The following is a 25967-nucleotide window of genomic DNA, read 5'->3' on the forward strand; positions in this document are numbered from 1 at the left end:
CACTATGTCCACGAGGGGAGAGACAAAATGGCCATCACAACCTGCATCTTCGATGCCTACGGAACCCTGTTCGACGTCGCCGCCGCAGCCCGCGAAGCCGCCACCGAGCCGGGCCGCGAAACCTTTGCGACCCACTGGCCCAAGGTTGCCGAGAACTGGCGCCTGAAACAGCTGCAATACACATGGCTGCGCGCCATCACCGACGCCCACACCGATTTCTGGGAGGTCACCCAGAACGGCCTCGACTGGGCGCTCGAGGCCAGCGGCCTTCAGGGCGATGCCGAGCTGCGCGAACGCCTGCTGCAACTCTACTGGGAACTCTCGGCCTACCCCGAGGTGCCCGCCATGCTCGCCGCCCTCAAGGCGCAGGGCATGAACACCGCGATCCTGTCCAACGGCTCGCCCGACATGCTGAACGGCGCGGTCCAGAGCGCGGGCGTCGGCGATGTCCTCGACGATGTTCTGAGCGTCGAAAGCGTCGGCATCTTCAAACCAGACCACCGTGTCTATGACCTTGTCGGCCAGCGGTTCGGCTGCGCCCGCGACGAGGTGCTCTTCGTTTCATCCAACGGCTGGGACGCTGCCGGGGCCTCCGGCTACGGGTTTCAGACCGCATGGGTCAACCGCGCCGGCGATCCCGTCGACCGCCTGCCGTGGACACCGCACACAATTCTTTCCGACCTCACCACAATCCCCGACCTGACAGGAGGCTGAATGCCCCGCTTCACCACCACGGACGGCCTGTCCCTTCACTACACCGACGAAGGCACCGGCCTGCCCGTGATCTGCCTCTCCGGTCTCACCCGCAATGGCAGCGATTTCGACTATGCCCTGCCCGCCTTGCAGGGCACGCGCATCATCCGCCCCGACTATCGCGGCCGGGGCCAATCCGACTGGGCCGAGGATTTCCTCACCTACACTGTCCCGCGCGAAGCGCAGGATGTGCTGGAACTGATGGATCACCTCCAGATCGACAAGGCAGCCTTCCTCGGCACCTCGCGCGGCGGCCTGATCTCCCTCACCCTCGCCGCCCTGGCCCGCGACCGGATGCTGGGCGTCTGTTTCGTCGACATCGGCCCGGTGATCGAAACCGGCGGCCTTGATGTCATCATGGGCTATCTCGGGCGCAATCCGGTCTGGAAAACCCACGACGAAGCCGCCGCCGTCTTCGGCGACCGCATGATCGGCTTTGATGGCGTTCCACAATCGCGCTGGCGCGAAGAGGTCGAGAAGCACTTTGTCGAAACCGACACCGGCCTCACCATCAACTACGATCCCAAACTGCGTGATGCGGTGCTGGCAACCTACGACCCCAAGGCCACGCCCCCCGATCTCTGGCCGCTCTACGCCACCCTGAACGGGATGCCCCTCGCGGCCATCCGCGGCGCGAACTCGGATCTCCTGAGCGCCGACACCCTTGCAACCATGGCGCAACACACGCCCGGCCTGCTCGCGGTTACGGTGCCAAATCGCGGACATGTCCCCTTTCTTGACGAAAAGGAATCCGTCACCGTGCTGACGGAATGGATTGCGCAACTGAAAGAGACGCCATGAACATCGACATGATCCGCGCCGCCGCCACCCGCCTTCAGGGCCACGCACGCCGGACGCCCCTCTTGTCCTCGCCCTTTCTGGACGAGATCGCGGGCCGCCGCCTCTGGGTCAAACCCGAATGCCTGCAACACACCGGATCGTTCAAGTTCCGCGGCGGCTGGTCGGCCCTGTCCGCGCTGGATGAAGACACCCGCAAACGCGGCGTGATCGCCTATTCCTCAGGCAACCACGCACAGGGCGTCGCCTATGCCGCCGCCCAACACGGCGCCCCGGCGGTGATCGTCATGCCCGAAGACGCGCCGCAACTGAAGATCGCCAACACCCGCGCCCTTGGCGCCGAGGTCGTGCTCTATGACCGCGCGGGCGGCGAAAGCCGCGAAGAGGTTGGCTCTGCCATCGCCGAAGACCGTGGCCTCACCCTCATTCGCCCCTACGACGAACCCCAGGTCATCGCCGGCCAAGGCACCTGCGGCCTTGAAATCGCCGAACAGGCCAGCGACGCAGGCATCCAAAACGCCGACGTTCTCGTCTGCTGCGGCGGTGGCGGCCTGACATCCGGCGTCGCCCTCGCGCTCGAGGCCGAGGCCCCCACCCTGCGCGCCCGCACCTGCGAACCGCAGGGCTTTGACGATGTCGCCCGCTCGCTTACCTCCGGCGGCATCGAACAGAACAACGCCCCTTCCGGCAGCATCTGCGATGCCATCGTGACCCCCTCACCGGGCCAGATCACCTTCCCGATCATGCACCGCCTCTGCGGCCCCGGCCTTGTCGTGACGGATGACGAATGCCTGCACGCCATGGCCCTGGCCTTCCTGCGCCTCAAGATCGTGGTCGAACCCGGCGGCGCTGCCGCCCTCGCCGCCGCCCTGTTCCACGGTGACCAGATCGAAGGCGACGACGTCATCGCCATCTGCACCGGCGGCAACGTCGACCCGGAAATGTTCCAGACCGCGCTCTCCCGCTTCGCCTGAGGTTTTGCCCATGACCCGCTTCACCATCGCCTCGTTCAACGTCAAGAACCTGATCGGCCCGGATCAGGAATACTACCAGTTCCAGACCTACACCCCCGAGGAATACGCCTGGAAAGAAGACTGGATGGCCCAGCAGATCTTTTCGATGGACGCCGACATCATCGGGTTTCAGGAAATCTTCGAGGAAAAGGCCCTGCGCGATGTCGTGGCCGAGGCCGACCGCATCGGACAGGAAAGCAACGATGCCGTCCTGCCCTCGAAAACCAAGAGCTACCGCAAAAAGGCGATCTTCCGGAAACTTGGCTACGACAGCTACCGCGACGCAGGCCTTGCCTTTGCCCCGAACGTGAATGACAACGGCCTGCCCGGCCAGCGTCGCCCCGGCCTCGCCATTCTCTCGCGCCAAGGGTTTGTCGGCACCCCCGAGGTGATCCAGCAGCTTGACGAACCGCTCGAAATTCCCTTCCGCGATCTCACCGGCGAAGACGCCGGATCCTACCGTCTCACCCGCACCTCGCGCCCGATCCTCAAGGCCCGCGTGCCCGTCGGCAACACGGTCATCACCGTCTTCAACTGCCACCTGAAATCGAAACTCGGCGAATTCGCCAAAGCCCCCGGCGCCGACTTCGCCCCCGAGGCCGATCTCACCCACTATGATCCCGTCGGCCGTGCCCTCGGCGCCCTGCGCGCCGCAACCCGCCGCATGGCCGAAGCCTGGGTCCTGCGCCGTGAGATCGTCGCCGAACTCGAACAGGGGCACCCGGTCATGGTGCTGGGCGATTTCAACGACGGCGAACATGCGGTCAGCTCGGAAATCATCTCCGGCGAACAGCCCTTCCGCAACTACGCATGGATGCTGCGCCACGACGCCAAGGACCGCAACGACCGCTACTCGAAAGAGGAAAACACCGCGATCACCAACGCCGTTCTCTCCCATCGCCTGACCAGCGCCGAAAGCCTGTTTGTCCGCAAGTCCCTGCGCGACATGATCTACACCTCGGCCTTCGGCGGCGTCTACGAAAGCCTTGACCAGATCTACATGTCGCGCCATTTCCATCCTGACAACGCCGACCGCATCGGCGAGATGGAATATTTCAGCGTCTTCAACGACCACCTGACCGATGGCAGCCACGCCGAAGCGCCCTACAACAAGCTGGCGTCGGACCACGGACAAGTGATGGCGCATATGCAGATCAAGGATTGAGCATGAACATCGCAAACCTTGGCGACGTCCGCCTTCACTACCGCATCGACGGCGACCCCGATGGCGCGCCCGTGGTCTTTGCCAACTCGCTTGGCACCGATCTGCGCCTCTGGGATCCGATCCTGCCGCACCTGCCCAAGGGGCTCAGGATCATCCGCTTCGACAAACGCGGCCACGGTCTCTCCTCCTGCCCGCCCGGCCCCTATTCGATGGGCGCGCTGGTGCGTGACACCGAACGCCTGCTCGACATGCTCGCGGTCAAAGACGCGCTCTTTGTCGGCCTCTCCATCGGCGGCATGATAGCACAGGGCCTCGCGGTGAAACGCCTCGACCTGATCCGCGCCCTCGTCCTGTCCAACACCGCCGCCAAGATGGGCCTGCCCAAGATGTGGCAGGACCGCATCGACACCGTGAAACGCGACGGGATCGAGGCGCTGGCCGATCCCATCATGGAACGCTGGTTCGGCCGCGATTTCCGCGCCACACCCGACATGGAGCTCTGGCGCAACATGCTGGTGCGCCAGCCCGCCGAAGGCTACGCCGGCTGCTGCGCCGCCATCAAGGGCACCGATTTCTATACCCCAACCTCCGGCCTGCGCCTGCCCACCCTCGGCATCGCCGGCAGCGAAGACGGCGCCTCGCCCCCCGATCTCGTGCGCGAAACCGTCGACCTGATCCACGGCTCCAAGTTCGAACTGATCCGCCGCGCCGGCCACCTGCCCTGCGTCGAGAAACCCGAGGAATACGCCGCCCTCCTGACCCGCTTCATCGAAGACACCGGCCACCTGCGAGGCACCAATGGCTGACATCCTTCTGGTCCACGGCTCCTGCCACGGCGCATGGTGCTGGCGCGACACCATCCCCGCACTCACCGCCCTCGGCCACACCGCCCGCGCCATCGACATGCCCAGCCACGGCGACGATCCCACACCAATCGCCGAGGTCACACTGGAAAGCTGCACCCGCTCTGTTGTCGACGCGCTCAACAAGGACACCGTGGTTGTCGCCCACAGCTGGGGCGGCTTCCCCGCGACGCTGGCCGCCGACATCGCGCCTGACCGCATCCGCCACCTGATCTACCTCTGCGCGTATATCCCGCGCGACGGCCTCTCGCTGGTCGACATGCGCAAACTCGCCCCGCGCCAGCCGATCCTGAAGGCCATCAACCGCGCCGAAGACGGTCAAAGCTACACCGTCTTCCCGGAACACGCCAAAGAGGTCTTCTACGCCGATTGCCCCCCCGGCACCGTCGCCTATGCACAGGCGCACATCACGCCACAGGCCACCCTGCCGCAAACCACGCCCGCCCGGCTTGGCACCGGCCACACCACCATCCCCCGCAGCTACATCCGCTGCGCCTTCGACAACGCCATTCCCACCGAATTCCAGGAAGAGATGGCCCGCGCCCTTCCCGCCACCAACCGGCACCTGCTGGCCACCAGCCACTCACCCTTCTTCGCCAACCCCACCAGCCTCGCCACCCTGATCCACGACATCCTCAACACCCCGTCCTGAGGACAGAAGGGCGCACAGTCTCCCCCAAGCTCCTTACCAATGCGCCGCCGATCAAAAGCGCATGGCCCGCAACACCTTACGTCTGGTTTGAGCCTAGAGTGACCGATGCCATGCCGCGCATGAATGTCCGTTGCGGCGGTACAACAAATGATTGATTGCGTTGTCTCACCGTTTCAAAGGTGGAAGAGTTTGTCTCGATAACATGAAAGAAAATACCGTGAGCAAATCTACGGAGATCAGGAGTTCTGTACGTGACTTTGTCCAAACCCAACTCCTTGAAAGCGTAAATGACATCATTAGACTTTGTCGATCAAATGATTTCGGAAGCGACTTACAAACCGCGAAATATACGTTTCTGTGGAACACGAGTCTCGCTGATCTTGAAGCACTTGAAGCTGCATATGACCGAATGATTGAAGATGGTGCATGTTATGAGATGCCGATTGATAGCAACGCAGTGTTCGGACGTATCTTGATCATGGAAATAGCACCAAGCAATCCTGCGAAAGCCGCTGAAGTATTTGAAAGGCTCATCCGTCACTACACAGACCCCAGTGAAGCCGATCACATCGAGCATAAGATACTCGATAAACCTTAGCCCCAATGGCGCGACGCTTTCCATCTCAGCAACAGTGAGGTCGTTGAGCGTCTAAGTCTTGCTCGATTGCGCCGCTGTGTTTGCCCCCGCAACAGACCCAGGAAAAGGCGCAGGCTTTCCCGCGCCCCTTCCGTGTTTCCCGATGCCTTACTGGCCGGTTGCAATCGAGCGGTTGTAGTCGAGCCGTTCCGCTGCCTGCAACGTCAGGATCTGGAACAGGCGCGAGGCCTCGTCGTCCGATCCGACCGGCGCGCCACCGTCCGATGACCCGCTGCCGCCAAAGACATAGGTCGGCACGTTGCGGCGGGCAAAGGCCTCCGCCCACAGGCGTTGAATTTCCACCTCGGCATCCAGCTTCTGCGCCAGCGCGTTGTCCGCCTCGAGGATCTGCGTCTTGGCATAGGCCTCCGCATCCGCGGCCACCTGCACCGCCTCCGCATCAATCCGCGCCTTCTCCAGAAGGATCTCCGACTGCTCCTTTGCAATCCGCGCCGCTTCCCGCTCACGCTCGGCCGCGGTGATCGCCAGCTGCTTTTCGGTCTCGGCATCGGTGGTCTTTTCGATCTGGATCACCTTCGCCGCCGCCTGACGTTCGGCCACCTCGCGTTCCCCGCGGGCCACGGCCAACAGCTTCTGTTCCTCTTCCTGGATACGCTGTTCACGGGCAATCGCACGATCCGCCGCTGCCTGCTGGCGCAGCGCCATGCGGTCCTTGAACTTCTGGTTCGGGTTCACATCCGTCACCCGCGCCGAAGTCACCGAGATCCCGAACTTGGTAAATGACTGCTGCTTGCGGCGCGGCTGACCGGTGGCATCCAGCAGCTTCTGAACCACGAAAACCGTCTTGGTATCATCGCCAAAGTCTTCCTGATCCTCGCCCAGCGCCGCATTGGCCGAACCCGCGCGCCTCTGCCCGCTTTCCACCTGCGTCTCGATCCGGCGCACAAGGTAAATCCCGTCCTCCATCTGGCGTTGGAACTCGTTGTTGAACTCGGTCTTGCCGCCCTGGAAATAATCCTCTGCCGACATCAGCGCCGCCGTCGCCCCAAGGGTTTCCTCGAAGGCCGGCACAAGTTCCGTGCGCAACAGGTTCTCGGGCGTGCGGTACTGGCGGGCCAGACGCAAAAAGGCATCCTCGTCACTTGGCAGCTCAAACCGCGAGGTCGCCGACACGAAGGCATCCACCTGATCCAGGAACACGAGCGATTTCGGCGCAAGGTTCGCGCTCATCTGCGCGCTTTCGGCCTCGGCCACAACCTCGCCACGTCCCGACGATGACGCCTGCACCGACATCGCGTTCTTCCACGCATTATAGCGCCCGAACAGATAGAGGTTATAGCCGGTATCCGACACCATCTTCTCTTCGCCCAGAATGGTGCGCACGTGGTATTTGAACCCCGGCTCGGCATAAAAGAACATCCCGTTGAACGCCGTCACGACGACCATCAGAAAGCCCCCTGCCTTGATGCCCCAACCGGCCATGTTCACGGCCCCGTCAAGGTTGGCATTGTCCGGAAAGTTGAAGTTGCGACGTATGACATAGCCCGCCGCAATGATGAAAAGTCCTAGGATTGGCCAAAACAGCATGTAAATCCCCCTGTGGTATTGTTTTCTTAAAAGAAACGGGCGCATGGATCGCCCCCTCAACAACCAGAATATGGGGATTGTATTTAACAAATTCAAGACATTAGCACATTACCCCCGCTTCCCTGCTGACTTTCGGGACGTTTGCGATTACCACTGGCCGCGCCCTGATTACCCAACCAAAGGACAGTCCAAATGGCCGGTTCCGTCTTCGACAGCCCCCTGTTTTCCCGCCTGTTTCCCACCGGCGAGGCAGGCCGCCTGTTCACCGACACAGCCGAGGTCCGCGCGATGCTGCTGGTCGAGGGAACACTGGCCAAGGTGCAGGGCGAGTTGGGCCTGATCCCCCAGGACAGCGCCTTCTTCATCCACCGCTCTGCCATGGAGGTCCAGATCGACCCCGCGGGCCTTGCCGAACCCACCGGCCAGAACGGCGTAAACGTCCCCGGTCTGGTGGCGGCCTTCCGCAAGGCCATGGAAGCCCCGGAACACGCCCAGTACATCCACTGGGGCGCAACCTCGCAGGACATCATCGACACCGGCCTGATGCTGCGCCTGCGCTCGCTGCTGACCCTCGCCGAGAAAGACCTCAAGACCTGCCTCGCTGCCCTCGCCGCCCTTGCAGAGACCCACGCCGAAACCCCGATGACGGCGCGCACCTATGGCCAATACGCCACCCTCACCTCCTTCGGAGCGCAGGCCGCCGAATGGGGCACCCCACTGCTGGGCCTGCTCAAGGAACTGCCGGACCTGCGCGCCTCCTGTCTCATGGTCTCGCTCTCAGGCGCGGCAGGCACCGCCGGTGCCCTTGGCCCACAGGCCGTCGACATTCGCGCCGCGCTGGCCAAGGGCCTCAACCTGCGCGACCCCGGCCAAAGCTGGCACACCGACCGCACACCGGTGCTGCGCATTGCCGACTGGCTGGTGCGCAGCAACATCGCCCTTGGCAAGATCGGCGAAGACCTGATCGCCATGGCCATGTCCGGCATCGGCGAAATCGACCTTGGCGCAGGCGGGTCCTCCTCGACCATGCCGCAAAAACAGAACCCGGTGATGCCCTCGGCCCTCTCTGCCCTGTCGCATCAGGCACGCGGTCTTCTCTCCACCATGCAAGGGGCTGCCATCCACAAACACCAGCGCGACGGGGCCGCATGGTTCACCGAATGGCTGACCCTGCCGCAGATCGCCCTCGGCGCGGCCTCCGCCCTGACGCTTGCTGCCAAACAACTGCCGCTGATCGCGCCACGCCCTGATGCGATGGCCCAATCCGTCAATGTGCCGCTGCAGCTGATCCACGCCGAGGCGCTCTCATTCGCGCTGGCGGCCCACATGCCCCGCCCCGACGCGCAGGCCGCCACCAAGGCGCTCTGCCAGGAGGCAAACGCCAGCCAGACGCCTCTCTCGACACTCACGGCCCGCGACTACCCGCAGATCGACAGCGCCCTGTTCGATCCCGCCACGCAACTGGGCACCGCCCCCGCCGATGCCCGTGCCTTCGCCGCACAGGTCGCCACGCTGAAGTAACGTCGCGCCACAATTGCCAAACCGGCGCGCCCGCGCCACCTTAGGCGGCACAGTACCAGTGCCCGAGCCCCCCATGCGTCCCAACCTGCCGATCCTCTTCATCTTCATCACCGTCGTGATCGACGCCATGGGTATCGGCCTGATCTTTCCAGTCATGCCAACGCTGATTCAGGAGGTATCGGACGGCACCCTGGCCGATGCGGCGATCTGGGGCGGCGTGCTCTCCGCCGCCTTTGCCCTGATGCAGTTCCTCTTTGGCCCGATCATCGGCAATCTCTCGGATCGCTACGGCCGTCGTCCGGTGCTGCTGGTCTCGCTGGTGGTCATGGCGCTCGACTACGTGGTCATGGCGGTGGCCGGCTCGATCTGGCTCCTGCTGGCAGGCCGCATCGTTGGCGGCATCACGGCCGCAACCCATTCCACCGCCTCTGCCTATATGGCCGACATCTCCAAACCCGAGGAAAAAGCCCGCAACTTCGGCCTGATTGGCGCAGCCTTTGGCGTCGGCTTCGTGCTGGGGCCCGTACTTGGCGGCCTGCTCGCCGAATTCGGCTCCCGCGCACCGTTCTGGGCCGCAGCCTGCCTCACCGGGGCCAATGCACTTCTGGGCTGGATCGTGCTGCGCGAGACCGTGACCGACAAGATCCGCCGCCCGTTCTCGTGGAAACGCGCCAACCCGCTTGGCGCCCTGCGCGCCGTCACCCACCTGCCGGGCCTTGCCGCGCTTCTGGCGGTCTATTTCTTCTACCAGATCGCCACCGCCGTCTATCCGTCGATCTGGGCCTATTTCACCACCGAACGCCTCGGCTGGTCGCCCGGCATGATCGGCCTGTCCCTTGCCGCCTACGGTCTCGGCTTTGCCATCGTTCAGGGCCTGCTGGTCGCACCATCCATCCGCATCTTCGGCAACCGCGGCACAGTAACCTTCGGCCTCGTGATCGAATTCGCCTCGCTCATCTTCCTCGGCGTCGTCACCTCCGGCCTGCTTGTCCTCGCCGCCGTCCCGGTCTCCGCCCTCGGCGCTCTCGGAATGCCCGCCCTCCAAGCCATCATGTCCCGCCGCGTCCCCGATGACGCGCAGGGCGAACTACAGGGCGTCCTGACCTCGCTCACCTCGCTGGCCACCATCCTCGCGCCGCTGATGATGACGCAAACCTTCGCCTATTTCACCAAACCCGCCGCCCCGGTCTATGCCCCCGGCGCGCCCTTCATCCTCTCCGCCTGCCTGCTCGGCATCGGCCTCCTGCTGTTTTCCCGCGTCCGCAAAAGGCTCTGAACCCCGCACTTGCAGAAAATGTCAGGCATTTGACGGCACGTCCCGAAATTTTGCCCTTGCGTAACCGTGCCGCGCCCCGCAACGCTGATGCCAGCCAAAGGGAGGGCACCATGCAAACAATCAAAGCCGCTGTCTGCCACGAATTCGGACAGCCCCTCGTTGTCGAAGATGTTCAGCTCCGCAGCCCCGAAATGGGCGAAGTCGAAGTCACCCTCGACGCCGTCGCCGTCTGCCATTCCGACATCTCCTTTGCCGACGGCGCATGGGGCGGCACCCTGCCAGCAGTCTACGGCCACGAAGCCGCTGGACGCGTCACTTCCGTGGGCGCTGGCATCACAGGCCTTGCCGAAGGCGACCCCGTGGTTGTCACCCTGATCCGCGCCTGCGGCACCTGCCCCTCCTGTTCAGAAGGCAAGCCGGTGATCTGCCGCACCCCCTACGATGGTGACAAGGGGCCGCTGAAAACCGCCGAGGGCGGCACCCTGCATCAGGCCATGGCCTGCGGTGCCTTCGCCGAAAAGGTGGTTGTCGACCAAAGCCAGGTTGTAAAAATCCCCGAAGGCATTCCCATGGACTCCGCCGCGCTCGTGGCCTGCGGCGTGATCACCGGCGTCGGCTCGGTCGTGAATGCTGCCCAGCTCCGCGCCGGTCAGGACGTGGTGGTCATCGGCGCTGGCGGCGTTGGTCTCAACGCGATTCAGGGCGCCCGCATCGCCGGGGCCCGCCGCATCGTGGCCGTCGACATGAGCGAGGAAAAGCTCGAAATCGCCAAACAGTTCGGGGCCACCGACGGCGTCCTCGCAACCGAGAAGAAACCCTTCGTCAAAGCCATGCGCGCGATGGGCCGCGGCGCAGACGCCGTGATCGTCACCGTCGGCGCCATCCCCGCCTACGACGAAGCCCCCCGCTACCTCGCCCCTGGCGGCAAGGTCATCATGGTCGGCATGCCGCATTCCGGTGCCAAATCCACTTACGAACCCGTCATCCTCGCCGCCATCGGCCAGGGCATGCAGGGCTCCAAGATGGGCGACGTTGTGATCAAGCGCGACATTCCCTGGATGGTCGATCTCTACCAGCAGGGCCGCCTGAAACTCGACGAGCTGATCTCGGGCCGCTGGACCCTCGACCAGATCAACGAGGCCATCGCCGACACCAAAACCGGATCGGCCAAACGCAACGTGATTGTCTTTGACTGACGCGGCAGGATAAAAGCAGGACCATGCTGACCTTCCTGACCGACCTGTTCAAACCGCAAGCGCCCAAGGCCCCGCCGATCACTTCGGAAACCTCGATGAACTTCGATGCTCCCGAGGTCGCGCCCTTCCTCACGCGGCTCGCCAACAACCCGCGCTTCGGACTTCCCGCCGACCTTGCCGAACAGATCGCCAGCGATCTGTCAGGCATGGAACTGGACCAGACCCGCCGCTGGAAGGTCGAAGGCGATTTCGACGGCGCGCCAGTGATGATCGAGATCGAGGCCTTCATGGACGACATCGACGCCCCCGATCTCACCTTCTTCGGCCCCGACGCAACCGTCGCCGAGATCGATCGCGAACTGATCGCATTTGACGAGGCCACCGCCGGCTAGCGGCGCACGGGCCAGTCACCCAATCTTCATGAAACCTTGTGCCCCGCCCTCCCGGCGGGGTTTGGCGTTTTCACACCTCCGCAATACCGTCACGATACCGACGGAATACCGACGTGGAATTTCGACCTGTTCTGACGCCAGAGAATCACTCTATCGAAGATCGGCCGCCGGCCCTTCACCTGAATTTTTTGATAAAACGATCAGATTATTCATTTCCAGAATGAGTATTTTAATGAATGGACGAAAAAATCTGAAAAATCACCCGATTTTTACAGATTTGTCACTTAACACACCCCCACCCCCGGCCTCACCCTGAAACACAGGAAGCACTGACCCGGAAACACACCATGCCCCTCACCCCTTCGATCACCGAAAACGGCACCGTCCTGACCCTCACCGCAGACGACGGCGCCACCACCCGGTTCCACGCCATCTGGCTGCGTGACAATGCCATCGACGGCCAGACCCGCGACCCCGATAACGGCCAGCGCCTGATCACTCTCGCCGACCTGTCGCGCGATACCAAAATCAACGCCGCAACCCTCGAAGGGGACAAGCTACACCTCACCTTCACCCCCGAAGATCACAGCGCCACCTATGATCTGAACTGGCTCCTCGCCAACAGCTACGACCGCAGGCAACCCCGCCTCGCAGGCCGCCTTCCCGAGGCCGCCATCGCCTGGACCTCCGAGTTGAACACAGACGTCCCGACCGGCCACTACCCCGCTCTGCTGGAGGATCCAACCGCGCGGCGCAACTGGCTCGCGCTGATCCGCCGTTACGGGTTCGCCAAGGTCACCGGCCTGCCGGTGGAATCCGGTAACCTGTTCAAAATCGTCGATCTTTTCGGCTTTGTTCGGGAAACCAACTATGGCCGCCACTTCGAAGTTCGTACCGAGGTCAACCCTGTCAACCTCGCCTACACCGGCCTTGGATTGCAGGCGCACACCGACAACCCCTACCGCGACCCGGTGCCGACATTGCAGGTCCTGTCCTGCCTCGACAACTCTGCCGCCGGTGGCGAGAACATGGTCGTCGACGGCTTCGCCTGCGCCCTGCGCCTCAAGGATGAAAACCCCGAAGGCTTTGACCTCCTGTCGAAATACACCGCGCGCTTCTCCTACACCGGCAGCTCCGGCGTAAAGCTGCAATCGCGCCGCCCGATGATCGAACTCGCCCCCGACGGCACGCTGCAAGCGGTGCGGTTCAATTCCCGCTCCATCGCCCCCCTGACCGACATCCCATTCGAGGACATGCAGGCCTACTACGCCGCCTACCGCCAGCTGTCCGACATCATCGACGACACCGCAATGGAAGTGGCCTTCAAGCTGGAACCCGGCGAAGCCTTCATCGTCGACAACACCCGCGTCCTGCACGCCCGCAAAGGCTATTCCGGCGAAGGCTCCCGCTGGCTCCAGGGCTGCTACGCCGACAAGGACGGCCTCCTCTCCACCCTCGCAAGCCTTGAGGCCCGCACGTGACCAAACCAGACTTCTCCACCCTCGACAAAACCAACATCGTGGCCTTCCTCGGCGATATCTTCGACCGCCGCGGCGGCGAGGAATACCTCGGCGAAGCCGTCACCATGGCCGAACACATGCTGCAAGGTGCCACCATCGCCGAACAGAACGGCATGCCCGAAGACGTGATCGTCGGCGCCCTGCTGCATGACATCGGCCACTTCACTTCGGAATTCGGCACCTACAGCCCCGACGATACCGAGGACCGCCACCACGAAGACGCCGGGGCCGAGGTTCTGGCCCCCTTCTTTCCAACTCTGATCACCGACTGCGTGCTCTACCACGTCGCCGCCAAACGCTATCTCTGCGCGACCAAACCGGAGTATTTCAAACGTCTCTCCGAGGCTTCGATCCACACGCTCGAACTACAGGGCGGCCCCATGTCGCCAGACGAGGTGGCAGAGTTCGAGACCAACCCCAACCTCGAAAAGATCATCCAGGTGCGCTATCTGGATGAGGCCGGCAAACGCGCAGGCATGGAAACCCCGGATTTCTGGCACTTTGCACCGATGATCCAGCGCATTGTCGATGCCCACTGCGGCTGACCTTTCCCGCGGGGGCCAGCCCCCCGCACCCCCGGGGTATTTTTCGTGCATTGAAGGCCAGCCTGTCTTCAATGCACCCGAAATACTCCCGCCGGAGGCGGAACCTGCCTGCCGCTACGTTGGCGCAGGCAACGCCCATTTCCGACATCCCCTGACGCATTCACGCTTGCTTTGCCCCTTCGCCACGGTCACCCTCTCCGGAAACCAACAGGGAGAGAGCCGATGCGCCTCATGGACCTCGATGTCATCGTCACCGCACCGCCCGCACCGGGCTGGGGTGGGCGCTACTGGATTCTGGTGAAAGTGACCACCGACACCGGCATCACCGGCTGGGGCGAATGCTATGCCTCGACCATTGGCCCCGAGGCGATGACCCACGTGATCCGCGACGTCTTTGAGCGGCATTTCTTTGGCGAGAACCCCGAGAACATCGAACGCCTGTTCCGCAAGGTCTATTCTTCCGGTTTCACCCAGCGCCCCGACCTGACCGTCATGGGGGCCTTCTCCGGTCTCGAGATCGCCTGCTGGGATATCCTTGGCAAACACTGCGAACGCCCGGTCTGGGCTCTGCTTGGCGGGCTGATGAACGAAAAGCTGCGCGCCTACACCTATCTCTACCCGCTGCCGCATCATGCAATGTCAGAGTTCTGGACCTCGCCCGAAATGGCCGCCGAAACAGCCGCCGCGATGGTCGAAAAGGGTTATACCGCCGTCAAGTTCGACCCCGCTGGCCCCTATACCATGCGGGGCGGCCACATGCCCGCAATGAGCGACATCACCATGTCCGCAACTTTCTGCAAGGCCATCCGCGAAGCGGTCGGGGATCGCGCCGACCTGCTGTTCGGCACCCACGGCCAGTTCAACACCGCAGGGGCCATCCGGCTTGGCCAGGCGCTCGAACCCTATTCGCCCCTCTGGTTCGAAGAACCCACGCCCCCCGACAACATCGAGGACATGGCCCGCGTCGCCCGCAACGTGCGCATCCCCGTCGCAACCGGCGAACGTATGGCCACCAAGGCCGAGTTCGGTGCCGTGCTGCGCGCCGGCGCCGCCGAGATCCTGCAACCCGCCCTTGGCCGCGCCGGTGGCATCTGGGAAATGAAGAAGGTTGCCGCCATGGCCGAAGCCTTCAACGCCCAGATGGCACCGCACCTCTATGCCGGCCCCGTCGAGTGGGCCGCGAACATCCACCTCGCGGCCTCGATCCCCAACCTCCTGATGATCGAAACCATCGAGACCGACTTCCATAATGACCTGATCAAGGGCGCAATCCGCGTCGATAACGGTTTTGTGATCCCGCCCGAAACCCCGGGCCTCGGCATTGAGGTCGACGAAGATCTCGCCCGCGCGCACCCCTATACAGGCAAGGATCTGCACCTCCAGATGCAGGATGCGCCCTGCGACTATGCAAATGGCAACAGTTTCCAAGGAGGCGCACCCGCCCCTGCGGACTGATCTCGCACTTTCTCAAAAGCCGTGTTATATGGGTCCAAAGACCCGAGGAAACGTGCACGTGAACATGCAGAAGACCCCAGCACCGCCCGCCGAAATGGCGCGCAGCGCCGCACAGGCCGCTGCCTACCTCAAGACCCTGGCGCACGAGGGCCGATTAATGATCCTCTGCCACCTCGGCTCGGGTGAAAAATCCGTGGGCGAACTGGAACAGCTTCTGGAAATCCGCCAGGCCGCCGTGAGCCAGATGCTCGCCCGCCTGCGCGAAGAGGGCCTTGTCCAGACCCGCCGCGACGGCAAGACCATCTACTACAGCCTTGCCGACGACAACACCGCCGAGGTGATCGGAATGCTCTACCGCCTGTTCTGCGGACCGGCCGAGGAGTAACCCCTTGGCTCAGGGCGCCCTGCCCAGGCAATTTCACGACTGGTTTGCCAGCCGCGGCTGGCAGGCGCACCCGCATCAGCTCAACATGCTGGCGCGGGCAGATGATCCCTGCACCCTGCTGATCGCCCCCACCGGTGGCGGCAAGACGATGGCGGGCTTTTTGCCCTCCCTTGTCGATCTGGCCGACAGCCGGCACCAGGGTCTGCACACCCTCTATATCTCGCCGCTGAAGGCACTGGCCGCTGACATCAAGCGCAACCTGCGCACCCCGGTCGAGGAGATGGGTCTCGACATCCGTATTGACGACCGCACGGGCGACACCTCGAATACCCGGAAAAAGGCGCAACGCGCCGACCCGCCGCATATTCTGCTGACCACCCCGGAAAGCCTCGCGCTGCTCACCTCTTACGAGGATGCCGCCCGCACCTTCAAAGGGCTCAAGCGGGTCATCGTCGATGAAATCCATGCCCTTGCCGAAAGCAAACGCGGCGATCAGCTGATGCTCGCCCTCGCGCGCCTGCAAAGCCTCTGTCCCGATCTGCGGCGGGTGGGCCTTTCGGCCACTGTCGATGATCCCGAGGCCATCGCCCGCCTGCTCGCGCGCAATCCCGATCCCTGCAACATCCTGATGGCTGATCCCGGCCCCGATCCCGACATTGCCATGCTTCAGACCGAAGAGCATCCGCCGTGGTCGGGTGGCGGCGCGGCATATGCCATTCCGGCGGTGATGGAACAGATCAAACAGCACAAGACCACGCTGATCTTTCACAACACCCGCGCCCAGGCCGAGATCTTCTTTCACAACCTCTGGCTTGCCAACGAAGACGCGTTGCCGATCGGCATCCACCACGGCTCTCTTGATCGCCAGCAACGTGAAAAGGTCGAGGCCGCGATGGTAAGGGGAGACCTGCGGGCCATTGTCTGCACCGGCTCTCTCGACCTCGGGATCGACTGGGGAGATGTCGACCTCGTGATCCAGGTGGGTGCCCCCAAGAACGTCAAGCGTCTTGTCCAGCGGATCGGCCGCGCCAACCACCGATACAACGCCCCCTCCAAGGCGCTGCTTGTGCCTGCCAACCGCTTTGAGGTGATCGAATGCGTTGCCGCATTACAGGCCGTGCGCGACCATGATCTTGATGGTGATCCTCGTGGCCCCGGCCCGCGCGATGTTCTCTGTCAGCATATCCTCCTCGCCGCCGCCTCCGGCCCATTCGACGCCAACGCGCTTTTCGACGAGATGACATCGGCAGGCGCCTATGCCGGCCTGCCCAGATCCCAATTCGATGCCTGCCTCGATTTCTGTGCCACCGGGGGCTATGCGCTCAGGGCCTATGACCGGTGGCAACGCCTACTTCAGCGCCCCGACGGTCTCTGGCAGTTGCGCGATCCCCGCGCCGCGGCCCAGATCCGCATGAACGCTGGCACCATTCAGGACAGCGACACTCTCAAGGTCCGTCTCAAGAGGTCACGGGGGGGCCGCCCCTTGGGCGAAGTCGAAGAAGGTTTTGCCGCCTCGCTCACCCCCGGCGATACCTTTCTCATCGGTGGCCAGATCGTGCGCTACGAGGGGCTGCGCGAAATGACGGTCGAGGTCTCGCGCAATGCCGCGAAGAAACCCAAGATCGCCACCTTCTCCGGTACCAAGTTCGCCACCTCGACGCAGCTCTCGCACCGTATCCTCAAGCTCTTCCGACAGGACGACTGGCCGGACCTGCCGCAACACACGGCCGACTGGCTGCACCTGCAACGCGCCATGTCGCAACTGCCCAGCCATGACAGGCTCCTTGTCGAGAGCTTTCCACGTGACGGACGCGAGAACCTCTGTGTCTACGGGTTTGCCGGTCGCAACGCACAGCAGACCCTTGGCCTCCTGCTTACCAAACGCATGGAAGACCTTGGCCTCGCGCCGATGGGGTTTGTCTCGACCGACTATGCCACCCTGATCTGGGGGCTGGATGCCGTCACCGACCCGACGCCGCTGTTTGACCCGCATGTCCTTCGCGAAGGTGTCGATGGCTGGCTTGCCGGCAATGCCCTGATGAAACGCAGCTTCCGTTCGGCCGCCACCATCGCAGGCCTGATCGAACGCAACAGCCCGCAAGGGCGCAAGTCCGGGCGGCAGGCCACATTCTCCTCTGACATCCTCTATGAAACGCTGCTGAAATACGATCCGGATCACCTGCTGATGCAGATCACCCGCGACGAAGCCATGCGCGGCCTTGTCGATTTCTCGCGGATTGAGGAAATGCTGGCCCGCATTGACGGGCGCATTGATCTGGTGCGCACGGATCACGTGACGCCCCTCTCTGCCCCGCTCTTCCTTGAGGTTGGCAAGGTCCGCGTTGACGGCGAGGCCGAGGAACGGCTGTTGGCCGAAGAAAGTGAACGGCTTCTTAACGATGCCGGATTGTCCGCCTGACGCACCTCCGTGATACAGTCGCAATACCGACGTAATACCGACGTTGATTTTCGCGGGTCTGGCCCCTTGCCCGATCCCCCGATTTGCGCCACCAATATCCCATGCAGACTGTTCCCTTCACCCTTGCCGGCACACGGCTGGATGCCCTCGGCTCCGGCGCTCTCTGGTGGGAGGAACGGCGTATTCTCTGCGTCTCTGATCTGCACCTTGGCAAGTCCGAAAGGGTGGCCCGCCGCAAGGGTCCAACCCTGCCCCCTTATGACACCCGCGACACGCTTTTGCGGCTCGAGAACGACCTGCGCCAGACCAATGCCTCAACCGTTGTCTGCCTCGGCGACAGCTTTGATGACCTCGAAGCCGCCGACGCCCTGTCCGACGCCGAAAGGCTGTGGATTTCCCGCCTTCAGGCAGGCCGCCAGTGGATATGGATCGAAGGCAATCACGATCCCGGCCCCGTGGAATTCGGAGGCAGCCACCTCGCCGAATTTCCGCTGCCGCCCCTGACGTTCCGACACATCGCAAAACCCGGAAAAAGCGGCGAAATTTCAGGGCATTACCACCCCAAGGTGCGTATCCAGACCCGCCTGCGCAGCATTTCCCGCCCGGCCTTCCTGTTTGATTCCGATAGGGTGATCCTGCCCGCCTATGGCACCTATACCGGCGGTCTGCGCTCAACCGACGAGGCGCTTGATGGTCTGATGCGAAAGGAGGCACGCGCCATCGTCACCGGACAGGTGCCACGCCTCGTGCCAATGCCCCGTCAGAGCAAGCCCGCGTCTTCCAGTTCGGGACGGTAGTTCCGGCTCACCGGCACCTTGCGGCCATCGGGCAACCGCAGGTACACGCGCGCCTGATCCCGCTCCACGCCCTGCACCGCATGATGCGCCACCCAATGCGACCGGTGCACCCGATAGCCCGGCACCCCGTCCATTTCGTCCAGCGCATCGCGAAACCGCATTCTGAGCGAGGTCTGACCAGCTTCTGTGAACACGTCCACCATGTGATCGCGCACCGAAAGATAAAGGATGTCTTCCCCCATCTCATCCGGCAACCGCCGCGCCAACCGCGGCTGCTCCCGCAGCGTCAGGGCTTGGTCACGCTCTTCCGCAATCGAGGTTTCCCGCTCAAGGAAAGTGATCAGAAGATACCGCAACGTTCCGATAACGGCGGTCACAACGAAGACATAGCCAAAGAGTTCCCAGAACCCGATCATCGACTGCGAGCCCCAGGGCTTAGTCACTGAAATCGCCCACACATCCACCGTGATAAAGAATGACGCGATGAGCGAACCGACAGCTGCATGAGGCACATCATCCTTGTTGAACCCAATCGCGCGTGCCAGGGCAAATCCGAGATAGCCGAACAGTACCGAAGAGGTAGAGATCAGGCTCCAATAGAAAATCCGCGTCGGCAAATCCATTGCCGAAAATGTTCCGAAAGGCCCGGCCACTGCCGCGACCGTTGCACCCAAGAATACCAAGGCCAGAACACGCGGGGTCCCGAGCGTGTCAAAGGTATTCAGAAATACTGCAAGTCTATTTTCGTTTTCTTTCGTCATGCCCAAAATTCGTGACGTTGCGACCAGCTTGACCTGTTCGCGGTTTCCACCCGATCTTGAAAATGCGCTTATCCCACAAAACAAATAAGGGGAATTTCCGTGGCCTTGTCACCCGAAATCGTCAAGAAAATCAATCAGAGTTTTGCGGATCAGTCTTTGATGGGCTCGATCGGGGCGTCTATCGCATCAATCGACTACGGCGTGGCGACCCTGACAAGCCCGATACGGGACGGTTTCAAACAACAGCAGGGCTTTGGCCATGCCGCGCTGACGTTCGCCCTGGGGGATACGGCGGCGGGCTATGCGGCACTGTCTGTGATGCCCGAGAATTGTGAAGTCCTGACCACCGAAATGAAGATCAACCTCCTTGCCCCGGCAATGGGTGTGCAACTTCGCGCTGAGGGTCGGGTCATCAAACCAGGGCGCCGTTTGGTCATTGTGCAGGCCGATGTCTACGCTGATCAGGAAGACGGCAGCGCCCGCCACATCGCCCTTCTGACCGGCAGCATGATTCCGGTCGAGGTTTGAACGAAAAAGGGCGGCCCGATTGGACCGCCCTTAAAAACCTTGAAACTAACGGCGCTTACGCGGTCAGACCTTCCGGCTCTGCCAGACCGTTTGCACGGCAACAGGCAGTTACGGTATTCGCCAGCAGGCAGGCAATGGTCATCGGCCCCACGCCACCCGGAACCGGGGTAATCGCACCGGCACGTTCAACTGCCGAAGCAAAGTCCACGTCGCCAACCAGCTTGTTCTTGCCATCGCGTTCGATGCGGTTGATGCCCACGTCGATCACGGTGGCGCCTTCCTTGATCCAGTCGCCGGGCACCATCTCGGGGCGACCAACAGCAGCGACAACGATGTCTGCACGACGCACGACGTCCGGCAGGTCCTTGGTGCGCGAGTGCGCGATGGTGACGGTGCAGCTATCGCCCAGCAGCAGCTGCGCCATCGGCTTGCCAACGATGTTCGAACGGCCAATCACAACGGCGTCCATGCCCGAAAGCGAGCCGTGGTAGTCTCGCAGCATCATCAGGCAACCCAGCGGAGTACAGGGCACCATCGACTTCTGACCGGTGCCCAGAAGGCCAACGTTCGAGATGTGGAAACCGTCAACATCTTTTTCCGGCGCGATCGAGTTGATGATCAGGTCTTCGTTCAGGTGACCGGGCAGCGGCAGCTGAACCAGGATACCGTGAACAGACGGATCGTTGTTGAGCTTCTCGACGACAGCCAGCAGATCCTCTTCCGAAGTGTCCGCGTCCATCTTGTGCTCGAACGAGTTCATACCCGCTTCGACGGTCTGCTTGCCCTTCGAACGGACGTAAACCTGGCTGGCCGGGTCTTCACCCACCAGAACCACCGCCAGACCGGGGGTGATGCCGTGCTCTTCCTTGAGACGTGCTACGTGGCCCGCGACCTTCTCGCGAACCGTTGCCGCAAAGGCTTTACCGTCGATGATGTTAGCTGCCATAGCTCTTGCTTCCTTTTCCACTGACAAGGGCAAGCAGCCCCTGCATCACTCGGCGACGATCACTTGCGCTTCTCGCGCAATCGACCAGTCAATCAATTCCCGCCAGAGAGTCTCGATCAGCTTGGGATCCAGCCCCTTGCCCTCGGCCTCCTGGCAAACCTTGCTGACCACCTCTTCCACCCGATCGGGGATGCGCGCCGGCCAGCCATTCTCTTGCTTGAGCTCAATCGCGCGGTCGATATAGGTCGCACGTGTCGCCAGAAGCGCAACAAGACGCCGGTCAAGGGCGTCTATCTCGGCACGAAGCGCCGTCATATCCTGACAATCACGTGGCGGGGTCAATTCGGTCATCTTTGTCTCCTGCGGCCCGAAGGCTCTCCGGGCCGCAGAAAGCGCATTTTGCGTCTTAGAACAAGCCTTCGATCTGGCCTTCTTCGTTCAGACGGATCGATTCTGCTGCAGGTTTGCGCGGCAGGCCCGGCATGGTCATGATTTCACCGCAAACAACGACGATGAAACCGGCGCCAGCCGACAGACGGACTTCACGAACCGGAACCGAGTGGCCAACCGGCGCGCCGCGCAGGTTCGGGTCGGTCGAGAACGAATACTGGGTTTTCGCCATGCAGACCGGCAGGTTGCCGTAACCGGCTTCTTCCCACTCGCGCAGCTGGTTGCGGATCTTCATGTCGGCGAGAACTTCGTCGGCACGGTAGATGCGCTTGGCGATGGTTTCGATCTTCTCGAACAGCGGCATTTCGTCGGGGTAGATCGGTGCAAAGTTGGCGGTATCGGCGTCTGCGATTTCCGCAACGCGCTTGGCCAGGTCTTCCGAACCTTCCGAACCCAGTTCCCAGTGGCGCGACAGGATGGCTTCCGAACCATGTGCTTCCACATAGTCTTTCACGGCCTGAACTTCCTCGTCGGTGTCGGTGACGAAGTGGTTGATCGCGACAACAACCGGAACACCGAAGGATTTGACGTTCTCGATGTGGCGGCCAAGGTTTGCGCAACCTTCCTGAACCGCTGCAACGTTTTCCGCACCGAGATCGGCTTTGGCAACGCCACCGTTCATCTTCATCGCGCGGACAGTGGCCACAACAACCACGACCGAGGGTGCGATGCCTGCCTTGCGGCACTTGATGTTCATGAACTTCTCGGCACCAAGGTCGGCACCAAAGCCCGCTTCGGTCACAACGTAGTCGGCAACTTTCAACGCGGTTTTGGTTGCGATGACCGAGTTACAGCCGTGCGCGATGTTTGCGAACGGACCGCCGTGCACGAAGGCCGGGTTGTTTTCCAGGGTTTGCACCAGGTTCGGCTGCATCGCGTCTTTGAGAAGAACGGTCATTGCGCCTTCTGCCTTAATGTCGCGGCAGTAAACCGGGGTCTTGTCGCGGCGGTAGGCCACGATGATGTCGCCCAGACGCTTCTCGAGGTCGGCCAGGTCGGTGGCCAGGCAGAGGATCGCCATGACTTCCGAAGCCACGGTGATGTCAAAACCGGTTTCACGCGGGAAGCCGTTCGAAACGCCGCCCAGCGAGGCGGTGATCTGACGCAGGGCACGGTCGTTCATGTCGACCACACGACGCCATGCAACGCGACGCACGTCGATCTCGCACTCGTTGCCCCAGTAGATGTGGTTGTCGATCATCGCCGACAGCAGCGAGTGAGCAGAGGTGATGGCGTGGAAGTCGCCGGTGAAGTGCAGGTTCATCTCTTCCATCGGAACAACCTGCGCGTAACCGCCACCTGCAGCGCCACCCTTCATACCAAAGTTCGGGCCGAGCGAGGCTTCGCGGATACAGATCATCGCGTTCTTGCCGATGCGGTTCAGGCCGTCACCCAGGCCAACGGTGGTGGTGGTTTTACCTTCACCTGCCGGGGTCGGGTTGATCGCGGTCACGAGGATCAGCTTGCCGTCCTCTTTGCCCTGAACCGAGTTGATGAACTCCTGGCTCACCTTGGCCTTGTCGTGGCCATAGGGCAGCAGATCAGCAGAGTCGATGCCGATTTTGGCGCCGATTTCCTGGATCGGTTTCTTGTTCGCCTCGCGGGCGATTTCGATGTCGGTTTTGTAGCTCATGGCAATCCCTGTCCCAGCAGCTGTCGAAATTTCAGTCTGCCATTGCATACCGCCTCGCCTTCCCGACTCAGGTTGCAATTCCGACATTTCCAATACTCCTTGCGTCGAAGGAGCTCTGTCACGTCGCTTTTTGGAAACTTTGGAACAAGTGAGAAACGGATCGCAACAGACACGATAGAGGCGTACGAGGTATGGTTTTTCTCTATTGAGAGTCAGCTATGAACCGATAGAACCGGGGCAAGGATTTTGAATCTCATTTCGGAAAATCGCCATGACCACATATACATTCAGCGGAACAAAACTCACGTTCATTGATCGGGATAGGAACGGTACATTTGATGATGTATCGTTTTCGCAAACAGAATTCAGCATCACGACCCCAAGGAACGATGCGACCATTTCCTACAGTTTGGTATTAAACGCGCTCGCTAATATCTCCGGTGATTTTTACCACATGTACATGGGCAACTCGTCTAAAATTGATTCGAACTCTATCACCGAGTTGAGCGAATACACGTGGGGCGGGTTCCGCAAGACAGTTGTCCTGAGCGTAATTGACGACAATGACGCGGGCTTTTTCTCGCTCGAAGGCGCCGATCTCCCGAGATTCACGAGTGTCGCGGGATACCAAAACTGGATAAACAGTGCGACGGCTCAGCTTCTCACGGGTGATCTTGCCCCGGGGGAAACCATAAATCTCTCCGACTTCGGCGGCGTTTCGATCTCCCAACACGACTACATCCGCGGCGCAACAGGACATACAACCCTGAGCGGCGGGATCGGCAATGATACCATCGTCGGAAACTCCACAAGTGACCGTCTTATGGGGGGTAAGGGTGCTGATGAGTTGAATGGCGGATTTGGCAACGACACAATAAATGGCGACAAGGGGTATGATCATCTCGAGGGCTCGTTTGGAAACGACAAGCTTCTGGGCGGTAAAGGCAGAGATACGCTGGATGGCGGGCGCGGCAACGACACCCTGAACGGCAATCTGGGCGCTGATACTTTCTCCTTCCGAGAGAGCGACGGGGTGGATACGATCTTTGGCTTTCAGGATGACATCGATACCATCCGGCTTACCAGCGGTCTCACCGGCGGCGTTACGAATGCCCAAGACATTCTCGACACCTTCGGTCAGGACATGGGTAAGTACGTCAAGCTCGATTTCGGCAGTGACGAGATCACCATTCGGGGGATCGATGATCTGTCTCTTCTGGTCGATGATCTCGTGGTTGTCTGATGTCACACAGACAATTTGAAACAAGCAGGAGCCGCCCAAAGGCGGCTCTTTCTCTTTGGCTCAATCTTCAGAATTAACCTGCTTCGGCCCAGGCCCTCTGATCCGGGATATGCAGGCGAAGGATGTCACCCACCTTGACGGCACCTTCGCGTTCGACCCATGCCGTCACACCGCGCTTGCCTTCTGATGCGGTTTTGAAGGCCTTGCCTTTGCCCGGTTCTTCCTTTTCGATCACCCGCCCTGGCAGAACGCAAGGGCGGTTTACCATATCCACCACCAGCGTCGCCCCGCTATCTGCCTGAAGGCGCGAAGACGGCGGGACATGCGTGAAATCCGGAATCCCCTTAAGGATCATCGTGGCGCCAACCCAGGCCGGATCAAACTCCTCAATGCCCATGGCATCGGAAATCTCTTCCAACTCTTCGGCCGACAGAATCGAAAGCTGGCGCACGTTGGCGATCTCGGTTCCGCGCGGATGCTGCGCCTTGACCCGGCTACAGGAGGGGCGCGTCAAACCCGCATGGCAATCGCCTTCGACACCCTCGTAGCGCAGGACCATGCTGTCCATTGGCTCGGCACGCAGATCCTCGACACTATCGGCCACGCGGCCCAGCCAAAGCACTTCGGCAAAATAGTCGGTCGGTTTCAAAGCTGGCATCGTATCCTGTCTCCTTGGGCGCTCTATCAGCGCAAGGTGAAAAACAGCCGCCGGAACGGGAACAAAACCGATCCATCCGCCCGCAGCGGGTATGCTTCGGCCATAGCGGCTTCATAGGCTGCGATCAACCGCGCTTTGTCCTCATACGCCAATGGGTCCAGATAAGGTTTGCCAAAGGTGCTTTGCGTGAACATCCGAACCGGGTGCCCCATGACGCTTGCGGCCAGGTGCTGCGTGTATTCCACCATCCACACATTGATGTCGCCCAACGGAGAAAGGAGGTCAAAGTACCTCTCTGGGGCAAGTACGTTCAACCTGCTCTCTGTACGTTCCGCGCCAAAAACCGATCGCTCGGCTTGTGACCATCCCCGATGTGACGGTGCGCCATGCTGAAACGGCATCTGCACCGCCAACGTGCCACCCTCTGCCAACATGCCGGCCAATCTCGGCATCAATTCAGAGTGGTTGCTGACCCACTGCAACGCCGCGTTGGAAAAGATCAAAGCGGGTTCTTTGGCCTGCCAGTTTTCAATGTCGGCCAATTGCAGTTGATCAAATGCCTTGCCCTCTGCTTTGGCCAGCATGGCATGAGAACTGTCTACACCGACAAGATCATGCGCGTGGAACCTGTGCTTCAAAGCCGAAGCCATGACACCGCTGCCGCATCCAAGGTCAACCACGGAACCCGCGGGCAATGCTCCGACACGCGCCAGCAAATCCAACGCCGGTTGCAGCCGCACATCCGCGAACTGCCCATAGTCTTCCGGGTTCCAATCCGTCATTCTCCCACCTCAAGATTTGCATACCATTGCA

General features: G+C 61.8%; 26 protein-coding genes. 19 read left to right on the forward strand and 7 right to left on the reverse strand.

The annotated features are described in order from the left end of the window. The first annotated feature begins 27 nt into the window (after positions 1 to 27). The 7 genes from ABWV42_RS05585 (at position 28) to ABWV42_RS05615 (ending at position 5842) form a co-directional block, all read left to right on the forward strand. Positions 28 to 714 carry a haloacid dehalogenase type II gene (locus ABWV42_RS05585; protein ID WP_255107364.1) on the forward strand — a complete coding sequence of 229 codons (687 nt, stop codon included), beginning with the start codon at positions 28 to 30 and terminating at the stop codon, positions 712 to 714. Beyond that, a complete protein-coding gene (locus tag ABWV42_RS05590) occupies positions 715 to 1554 on the forward strand; it encodes an alpha/beta fold hydrolase (RefSeq protein ID WP_353339232.1) in 840 nt (279 codons plus the stop codon). Then, positions 1551 to 2525, forward strand: coding sequence for a threonine ammonia-lyase (locus ABWV42_RS05595; protein WP_353339233.1), 975 nt, complete (start codon positions 1551 to 1553; stop codon positions 2523 to 2525). The genes ABWV42_RS05590 and ABWV42_RS05595 overlap by 4 nt, the downstream gene beginning before the upstream one ends. Before the next feature lie 10 nt (positions 2526 to 2535). Beyond that, entirely contained in the window at positions 2536 to 3729 is a 1194-nt protein-coding gene (locus ABWV42_RS05600) for an endonuclease/exonuclease/phosphatase family protein (RefSeq protein WP_353339234.1), read from the forward strand. Positions 3730 to 3731: 2 nt separating this feature from the next. After that, positions 3732 to 4535 (forward strand): 3-oxoadipate enol-lactonase, encoded by an 804-nt coding sequence (gene pcaD / locus ABWV42_RS05605; RefSeq protein ID WP_353339235.1) that lies wholly within the window; start codon positions 3732 to 3734, stop codon positions 4533 to 4535. Further along, positions 4528 to 5244, forward strand: coding sequence for an alpha/beta fold hydrolase (locus tag ABWV42_RS05610; protein ID WP_353339236.1), 717 nt, complete (start codon positions 4528 to 4530; stop codon positions 5242 to 5244). The genes pcaD and ABWV42_RS05610 overlap by 8 nt, the downstream gene beginning before the upstream one ends. 202 nt (positions 5245 to 5446) lie before the next feature. Beyond that, on the forward strand, positions 5447 to 5842 hold the full coding sequence (locus tag ABWV42_RS05615; protein ID WP_353339237.1) for a hypothetical protein: 396 nt from the start codon (positions 5447 to 5449) through the stop codon (positions 5840 to 5842). Between the two features lie 147 nt (positions 5843 to 5989). Here the strand turns inward: ABWV42_RS05615 and ABWV42_RS05620 are convergent, their stop codons facing one another. Next, entirely contained in the window at positions 5990 to 7429 is a 1440-nt protein-coding gene (locus ABWV42_RS05620; RefSeq protein ID WP_255107379.1) for an SPFH domain-containing protein, read from the reverse strand. A 192-nt stretch (positions 7430 to 7621) separates the two neighbouring features. Here ABWV42_RS05620 and ABWV42_RS05625 point away from each other — a divergent pair, with 192 nt between their 5' ends. From ABWV42_RS05625 to pdeM, 10 genes are all read left to right on the forward strand, one after another. Next, positions 7622 to 8950 carry a lyase family protein gene (locus tag ABWV42_RS05625; RefSeq protein WP_353339238.1) on the forward strand — a complete coding sequence of 443 codons (1329 nt, stop codon included), beginning with the start codon at positions 7622 to 7624 and terminating at the stop codon, positions 8948 to 8950. Positions 8951 to 9023: 73 nt separating this feature from the next. Next, on the forward strand, positions 9024 to 10226 hold the full coding sequence (locus ABWV42_RS05630; RefSeq protein ID WP_353339519.1) for a TCR/Tet family MFS transporter: 1203 nt from the start codon (positions 9024 to 9026) through the stop codon (positions 10224 to 10226). Between the two features lie 110 nt (positions 10227 to 10336). Continuing rightward, entirely contained in the window at positions 10337 to 11422 is a 1086-nt protein-coding gene (locus ABWV42_RS05635) for a Zn-dependent alcohol dehydrogenase (protein ID WP_353339239.1), read from the forward strand. A 23-nt stretch (positions 11423 to 11445) separates the two neighbouring features. Continuing rightward, entirely contained in the window at positions 11446 to 11814 is a 369-nt protein-coding gene (locus tag ABWV42_RS05640) for a hypothetical protein (RefSeq protein ID WP_353339240.1), read from the forward strand. A gap of 347 nt (positions 11815 to 12161) precedes the next feature. Further along, positions 12162 to 13295, forward strand: a complete 1134-nt coding sequence (gene tmpA / locus ABWV42_RS05645; protein WP_353339241.1) for a 2-trimethylaminoethylphosphonate dioxygenase — start codon at positions 12162 to 12164, stop codon at positions 13293 to 13295. Further along, on the forward strand, positions 13292 to 13879 hold the full coding sequence (tmpB, locus tag ABWV42_RS05650; protein ID WP_353339242.1) for a (R)-1-hydroxy-2-trimethylaminoethylphosphonate oxygenase: 588 nt from the start codon (positions 13292 to 13294) through the stop codon (positions 13877 to 13879). The genes tmpA and tmpB overlap by 4 nt, the downstream gene beginning before the upstream one ends. 222 nt (positions 13880 to 14101) lie before the next feature. Then, on the forward strand, positions 14102 to 15334 hold the full coding sequence (locus tag ABWV42_RS05655; protein ID WP_353339243.1) for a mandelate racemase/muconate lactonizing enzyme family protein: 1233 nt from the start codon (positions 14102 to 14104) through the stop codon (positions 15332 to 15334). A gap of 64 nt (positions 15335 to 15398) precedes the next feature. Then, the gene (locus ABWV42_RS05660) at positions 15399 to 15719 is read left to right on the forward strand and encodes an ArsR/SmtB family transcription factor (RefSeq protein WP_255107392.1); all 321 of its coding nucleotides are present in this window, start codon (positions 15399 to 15401) and stop codon (positions 15717 to 15719) included. Between the two features lie 4 nt (positions 15720 to 15723). Continuing rightward, positions 15724 to 18138 carry a ligase-associated DNA damage response DEXH box helicase gene (locus ABWV42_RS05665; RefSeq protein WP_353339244.1) on the forward strand — a complete coding sequence of 805 codons (2415 nt, stop codon included), beginning with the start codon at positions 15724 to 15726 and terminating at the stop codon, positions 18136 to 18138. Positions 18139 to 18239: 101 nt separating this feature from the next. Then, positions 18240 to 18935: a ligase-associated DNA damage response endonuclease PdeM gene (gene pdeM / locus ABWV42_RS05670; RefSeq protein WP_353339245.1), complete on the forward strand. Its 696-nt coding sequence runs from the start codon at positions 18240 to 18242 to the stop codon at positions 18933 to 18935. Here pdeM and ABWV42_RS05675 read toward each other — a convergent pair. Continuing rightward, positions 18899 to 19558 carry a LytTR family DNA-binding domain-containing protein gene (locus ABWV42_RS05675; protein WP_353339246.1) on the reverse strand — a complete coding sequence of 220 codons (660 nt, stop codon included), beginning with the start codon at positions 19556 to 19558 and terminating at the stop codon, positions 18899 to 18901. The two genes, pdeM and ABWV42_RS05675, sit on opposite strands and share 37 nt — an antisense overlap. 297 nt (positions 19559 to 19855) lie before the next feature. Here ABWV42_RS05675 and ABWV42_RS05680 point away from each other — a divergent pair, with 297 nt between their 5' ends. Next, positions 19856 to 20224 (forward strand): PaaI family thioesterase, encoded by a 369-nt coding sequence (locus tag ABWV42_RS05680; protein WP_502930949.1) that lies wholly within the window; start codon positions 19856 to 19858, stop codon positions 20222 to 20224. A 55-nt stretch (positions 20225 to 20279) separates the two neighbouring features. On the opposite strand, the gene folD is transcribed toward ABWV42_RS05680, so the two are convergent. The 3 genes from folD to ABWV42_RS05695 are packed head-to-tail and all read right to left on the reverse strand — an operon-like array spanning position 20280 to position 23253. Next, positions 20280 to 21170 (reverse strand): bifunctional methylenetetrahydrofolate dehydrogenase/methenyltetrahydrofolate cyclohydrolase FolD, encoded by an 891-nt coding sequence (gene folD / locus ABWV42_RS05685; RefSeq protein WP_353339247.1) that lies wholly within the window; start codon positions 21168 to 21170, stop codon positions 20280 to 20282. Positions 21171 to 21215: 45 nt separating this feature from the next. Continuing rightward, positions 21216 to 21521, reverse strand: a complete 306-nt coding sequence (locus ABWV42_RS05690) for a chorismate mutase (protein ID WP_353339248.1) — start codon at positions 21519 to 21521, stop codon at positions 21216 to 21218. A gap of 55 nt (positions 21522 to 21576) precedes the next feature. Next, positions 21577 to 23253, reverse strand: coding sequence for a formate--tetrahydrofolate ligase (locus tag ABWV42_RS05695; RefSeq protein ID WP_353339249.1), 1677 nt, complete (start codon positions 23251 to 23253; stop codon positions 21577 to 21579). Between the two features lie 271 nt (positions 23254 to 23524). Between ABWV42_RS05695 and ABWV42_RS05700 the strand changes: the two genes are divergently transcribed. After that, positions 23525 to 24496 carry a calcium-binding protein gene (locus ABWV42_RS05700; protein WP_353339250.1) on the forward strand — a complete coding sequence of 324 codons (972 nt, stop codon included), beginning with the start codon at positions 23525 to 23527 and terminating at the stop codon, positions 24494 to 24496. 73 nt (positions 24497 to 24569) lie between these two features. Here ABWV42_RS05700 and ABWV42_RS05705 read toward each other — a convergent pair whose 3' ends face one another. Both ABWV42_RS05705 and ABWV42_RS05710 read right to left on the reverse strand, forming a co-directional pair. Further along, positions 24570 to 25154, reverse strand: coding sequence for an MOSC domain-containing protein (locus ABWV42_RS05705; protein WP_353339251.1), 585 nt, complete (start codon positions 25152 to 25154; stop codon positions 24570 to 24572). Positions 25155 to 25180: 26 nt separating this feature from the next. Further along, complete coding sequence (locus ABWV42_RS05710) at positions 25181 to 25936, reverse strand: methyltransferase domain-containing protein (RefSeq protein ID WP_502930939.1); 756 nt, start codon at positions 25934 to 25936, stop codon at positions 25181 to 25183. Between the last annotated feature and the right edge of the window lie 31 nt (positions 25937 to 25967).

Source organism: Pelagimonas sp. KU-00592-HH (genome assembly GCF_040369695.1).
GTDB lineage: Bacteria > Pseudomonadota > Alphaproteobacteria > Rhodobacterales > Rhodobacteraceae > Shimia.

Excerpts from the sequence above, each read along its gene's own strand:
- ABWV42_RS05585 (WP_255107364.1), top strand. The coding sequence starts at position 28 with ATGGCCATCACAACCTGCATCTTCGATGCCTACGGAACCCTGTTCGAC.
- ABWV42_RS05590 (WP_353339232.1), top strand. The coding sequence starts at position 715 with ATGCCCCGCTTCACCACCACGGACGGCCTGTCCCTTCACTACACCGAC.
- ABWV42_RS05595 (WP_353339233.1), top strand. The coding sequence starts at position 1,551 with ATGAACATCGACATGATCCGCGCCGCCGCCACCCGCCTTCAGGGCCAC.
- ABWV42_RS05600 (WP_353339234.1), top strand. The coding sequence starts at position 2,536 with ATGACCCGCTTCACCATCGCCTCGTTCAACGTCAAGAACCTGATCGGC.
- pcaD (WP_353339235.1), top strand. The coding sequence starts at position 3,732 with ATGAACATCGCAAACCTTGGCGACGTCCGCCTTCACTACCGCATCGAC.
- ABWV42_RS05610 (WP_353339236.1), top strand. The coding sequence starts at position 4,528 with ATGGCTGACATCCTTCTGGTCCACGGCTCCTGCCACGGCGCATGGTGC.
- ABWV42_RS05615 (WP_353339237.1), top strand. The coding sequence starts at position 5,447 with ATGAAAGAAAATACCGTGAGCAAATCTACGGAGATCAGGAGTTCTGTA.
- ABWV42_RS05620 (WP_255107379.1), bottom strand. The coding sequence starts at position 7,429 with ATGCTGTTTTGGCCAATCCTAGGACTTTTCATCATTGCGGCGGGCTAT.
- ABWV42_RS05625 (WP_353339238.1), top strand. The coding sequence starts at position 7,622 with ATGGCCGGTTCCGTCTTCGACAGCCCCCTGTTTTCCCGCCTGTTTCCC.
- ABWV42_RS05630 (WP_353339519.1), top strand. The coding sequence starts at position 9,024 with ATGCGTCCCAACCTGCCGATCCTCTTCATCTTCATCACCGTCGTGATC.
- ABWV42_RS05635 (WP_353339239.1), top strand. The coding sequence starts at position 10,337 with ATGCAAACAATCAAAGCCGCTGTCTGCCACGAATTCGGACAGCCCCTC.
- ABWV42_RS05640 (WP_353339240.1), top strand. The coding sequence starts at position 11,446 with ATGCTGACCTTCCTGACCGACCTGTTCAAACCGCAAGCGCCCAAGGCC.
- tmpA (WP_353339241.1), top strand. The coding sequence starts at position 12,162 with ATGCCCCTCACCCCTTCGATCACCGAAAACGGCACCGTCCTGACCCTC.
- ABWV42_RS05655 (WP_353339243.1), top strand. The coding sequence starts at position 14,102 with ATGCGCCTCATGGACCTCGATGTCATCGTCACCGCACCGCCCGCACCG.
- ABWV42_RS05660 (WP_255107392.1), top strand. The coding sequence starts at position 15,399 with ATGCAGAAGACCCCAGCACCGCCCGCCGAAATGGCGCGCAGCGCCGCA.
- pdeM (WP_353339245.1), top strand. The coding sequence starts at position 18,240 with ATGCAGACTGTTCCCTTCACCCTTGCCGGCACACGGCTGGATGCCCTC.
- ABWV42_RS05675 (WP_353339246.1), bottom strand. The coding sequence starts at position 19,558 with ATGGATTTGCCGACGCGGATTTTCTATTGGAGCCTGATCTCTACCTCT.
- ABWV42_RS05680 (WP_502930949.1), top strand. The coding sequence starts at position 19,856 with ATGGGCTCGATCGGGGCGTCTATCGCATCAATCGACTACGGCGTGGCG.
- folD (WP_353339247.1), bottom strand. The coding sequence starts at position 21,170 with ATGGCAGCTAACATCATCGACGGTAAAGCCTTTGCGGCAACGGTTCGC.
- ABWV42_RS05690 (WP_353339248.1), bottom strand. The coding sequence starts at position 21,521 with ATGACCGAATTGACCCCGCCACGTGATTGTCAGGATATGACGGCGCTT.
- ABWV42_RS05695 (WP_353339249.1), bottom strand. The coding sequence starts at position 23,253 with ATGAGCTACAAAACCGACATCGAAATCGCCCGCGAGGCGAACAAGAAA.
- ABWV42_RS05700 (WP_353339250.1), top strand. The coding sequence starts at position 23,525 with ATGACCACATATACATTCAGCGGAACAAAACTCACGTTCATTGATCGG.
- ABWV42_RS05705 (WP_353339251.1), bottom strand. The coding sequence starts at position 25,154 with ATGCCAGCTTTGAAACCGACCGACTATTTTGCCGAAGTGCTTTGGCTG.
- ABWV42_RS05710 (WP_502930939.1), bottom strand. The coding sequence starts at position 25,936 with ATGACGGATTGGAACCCGGAAGACTATGGGCAGTTCGCGGATGTGCGG.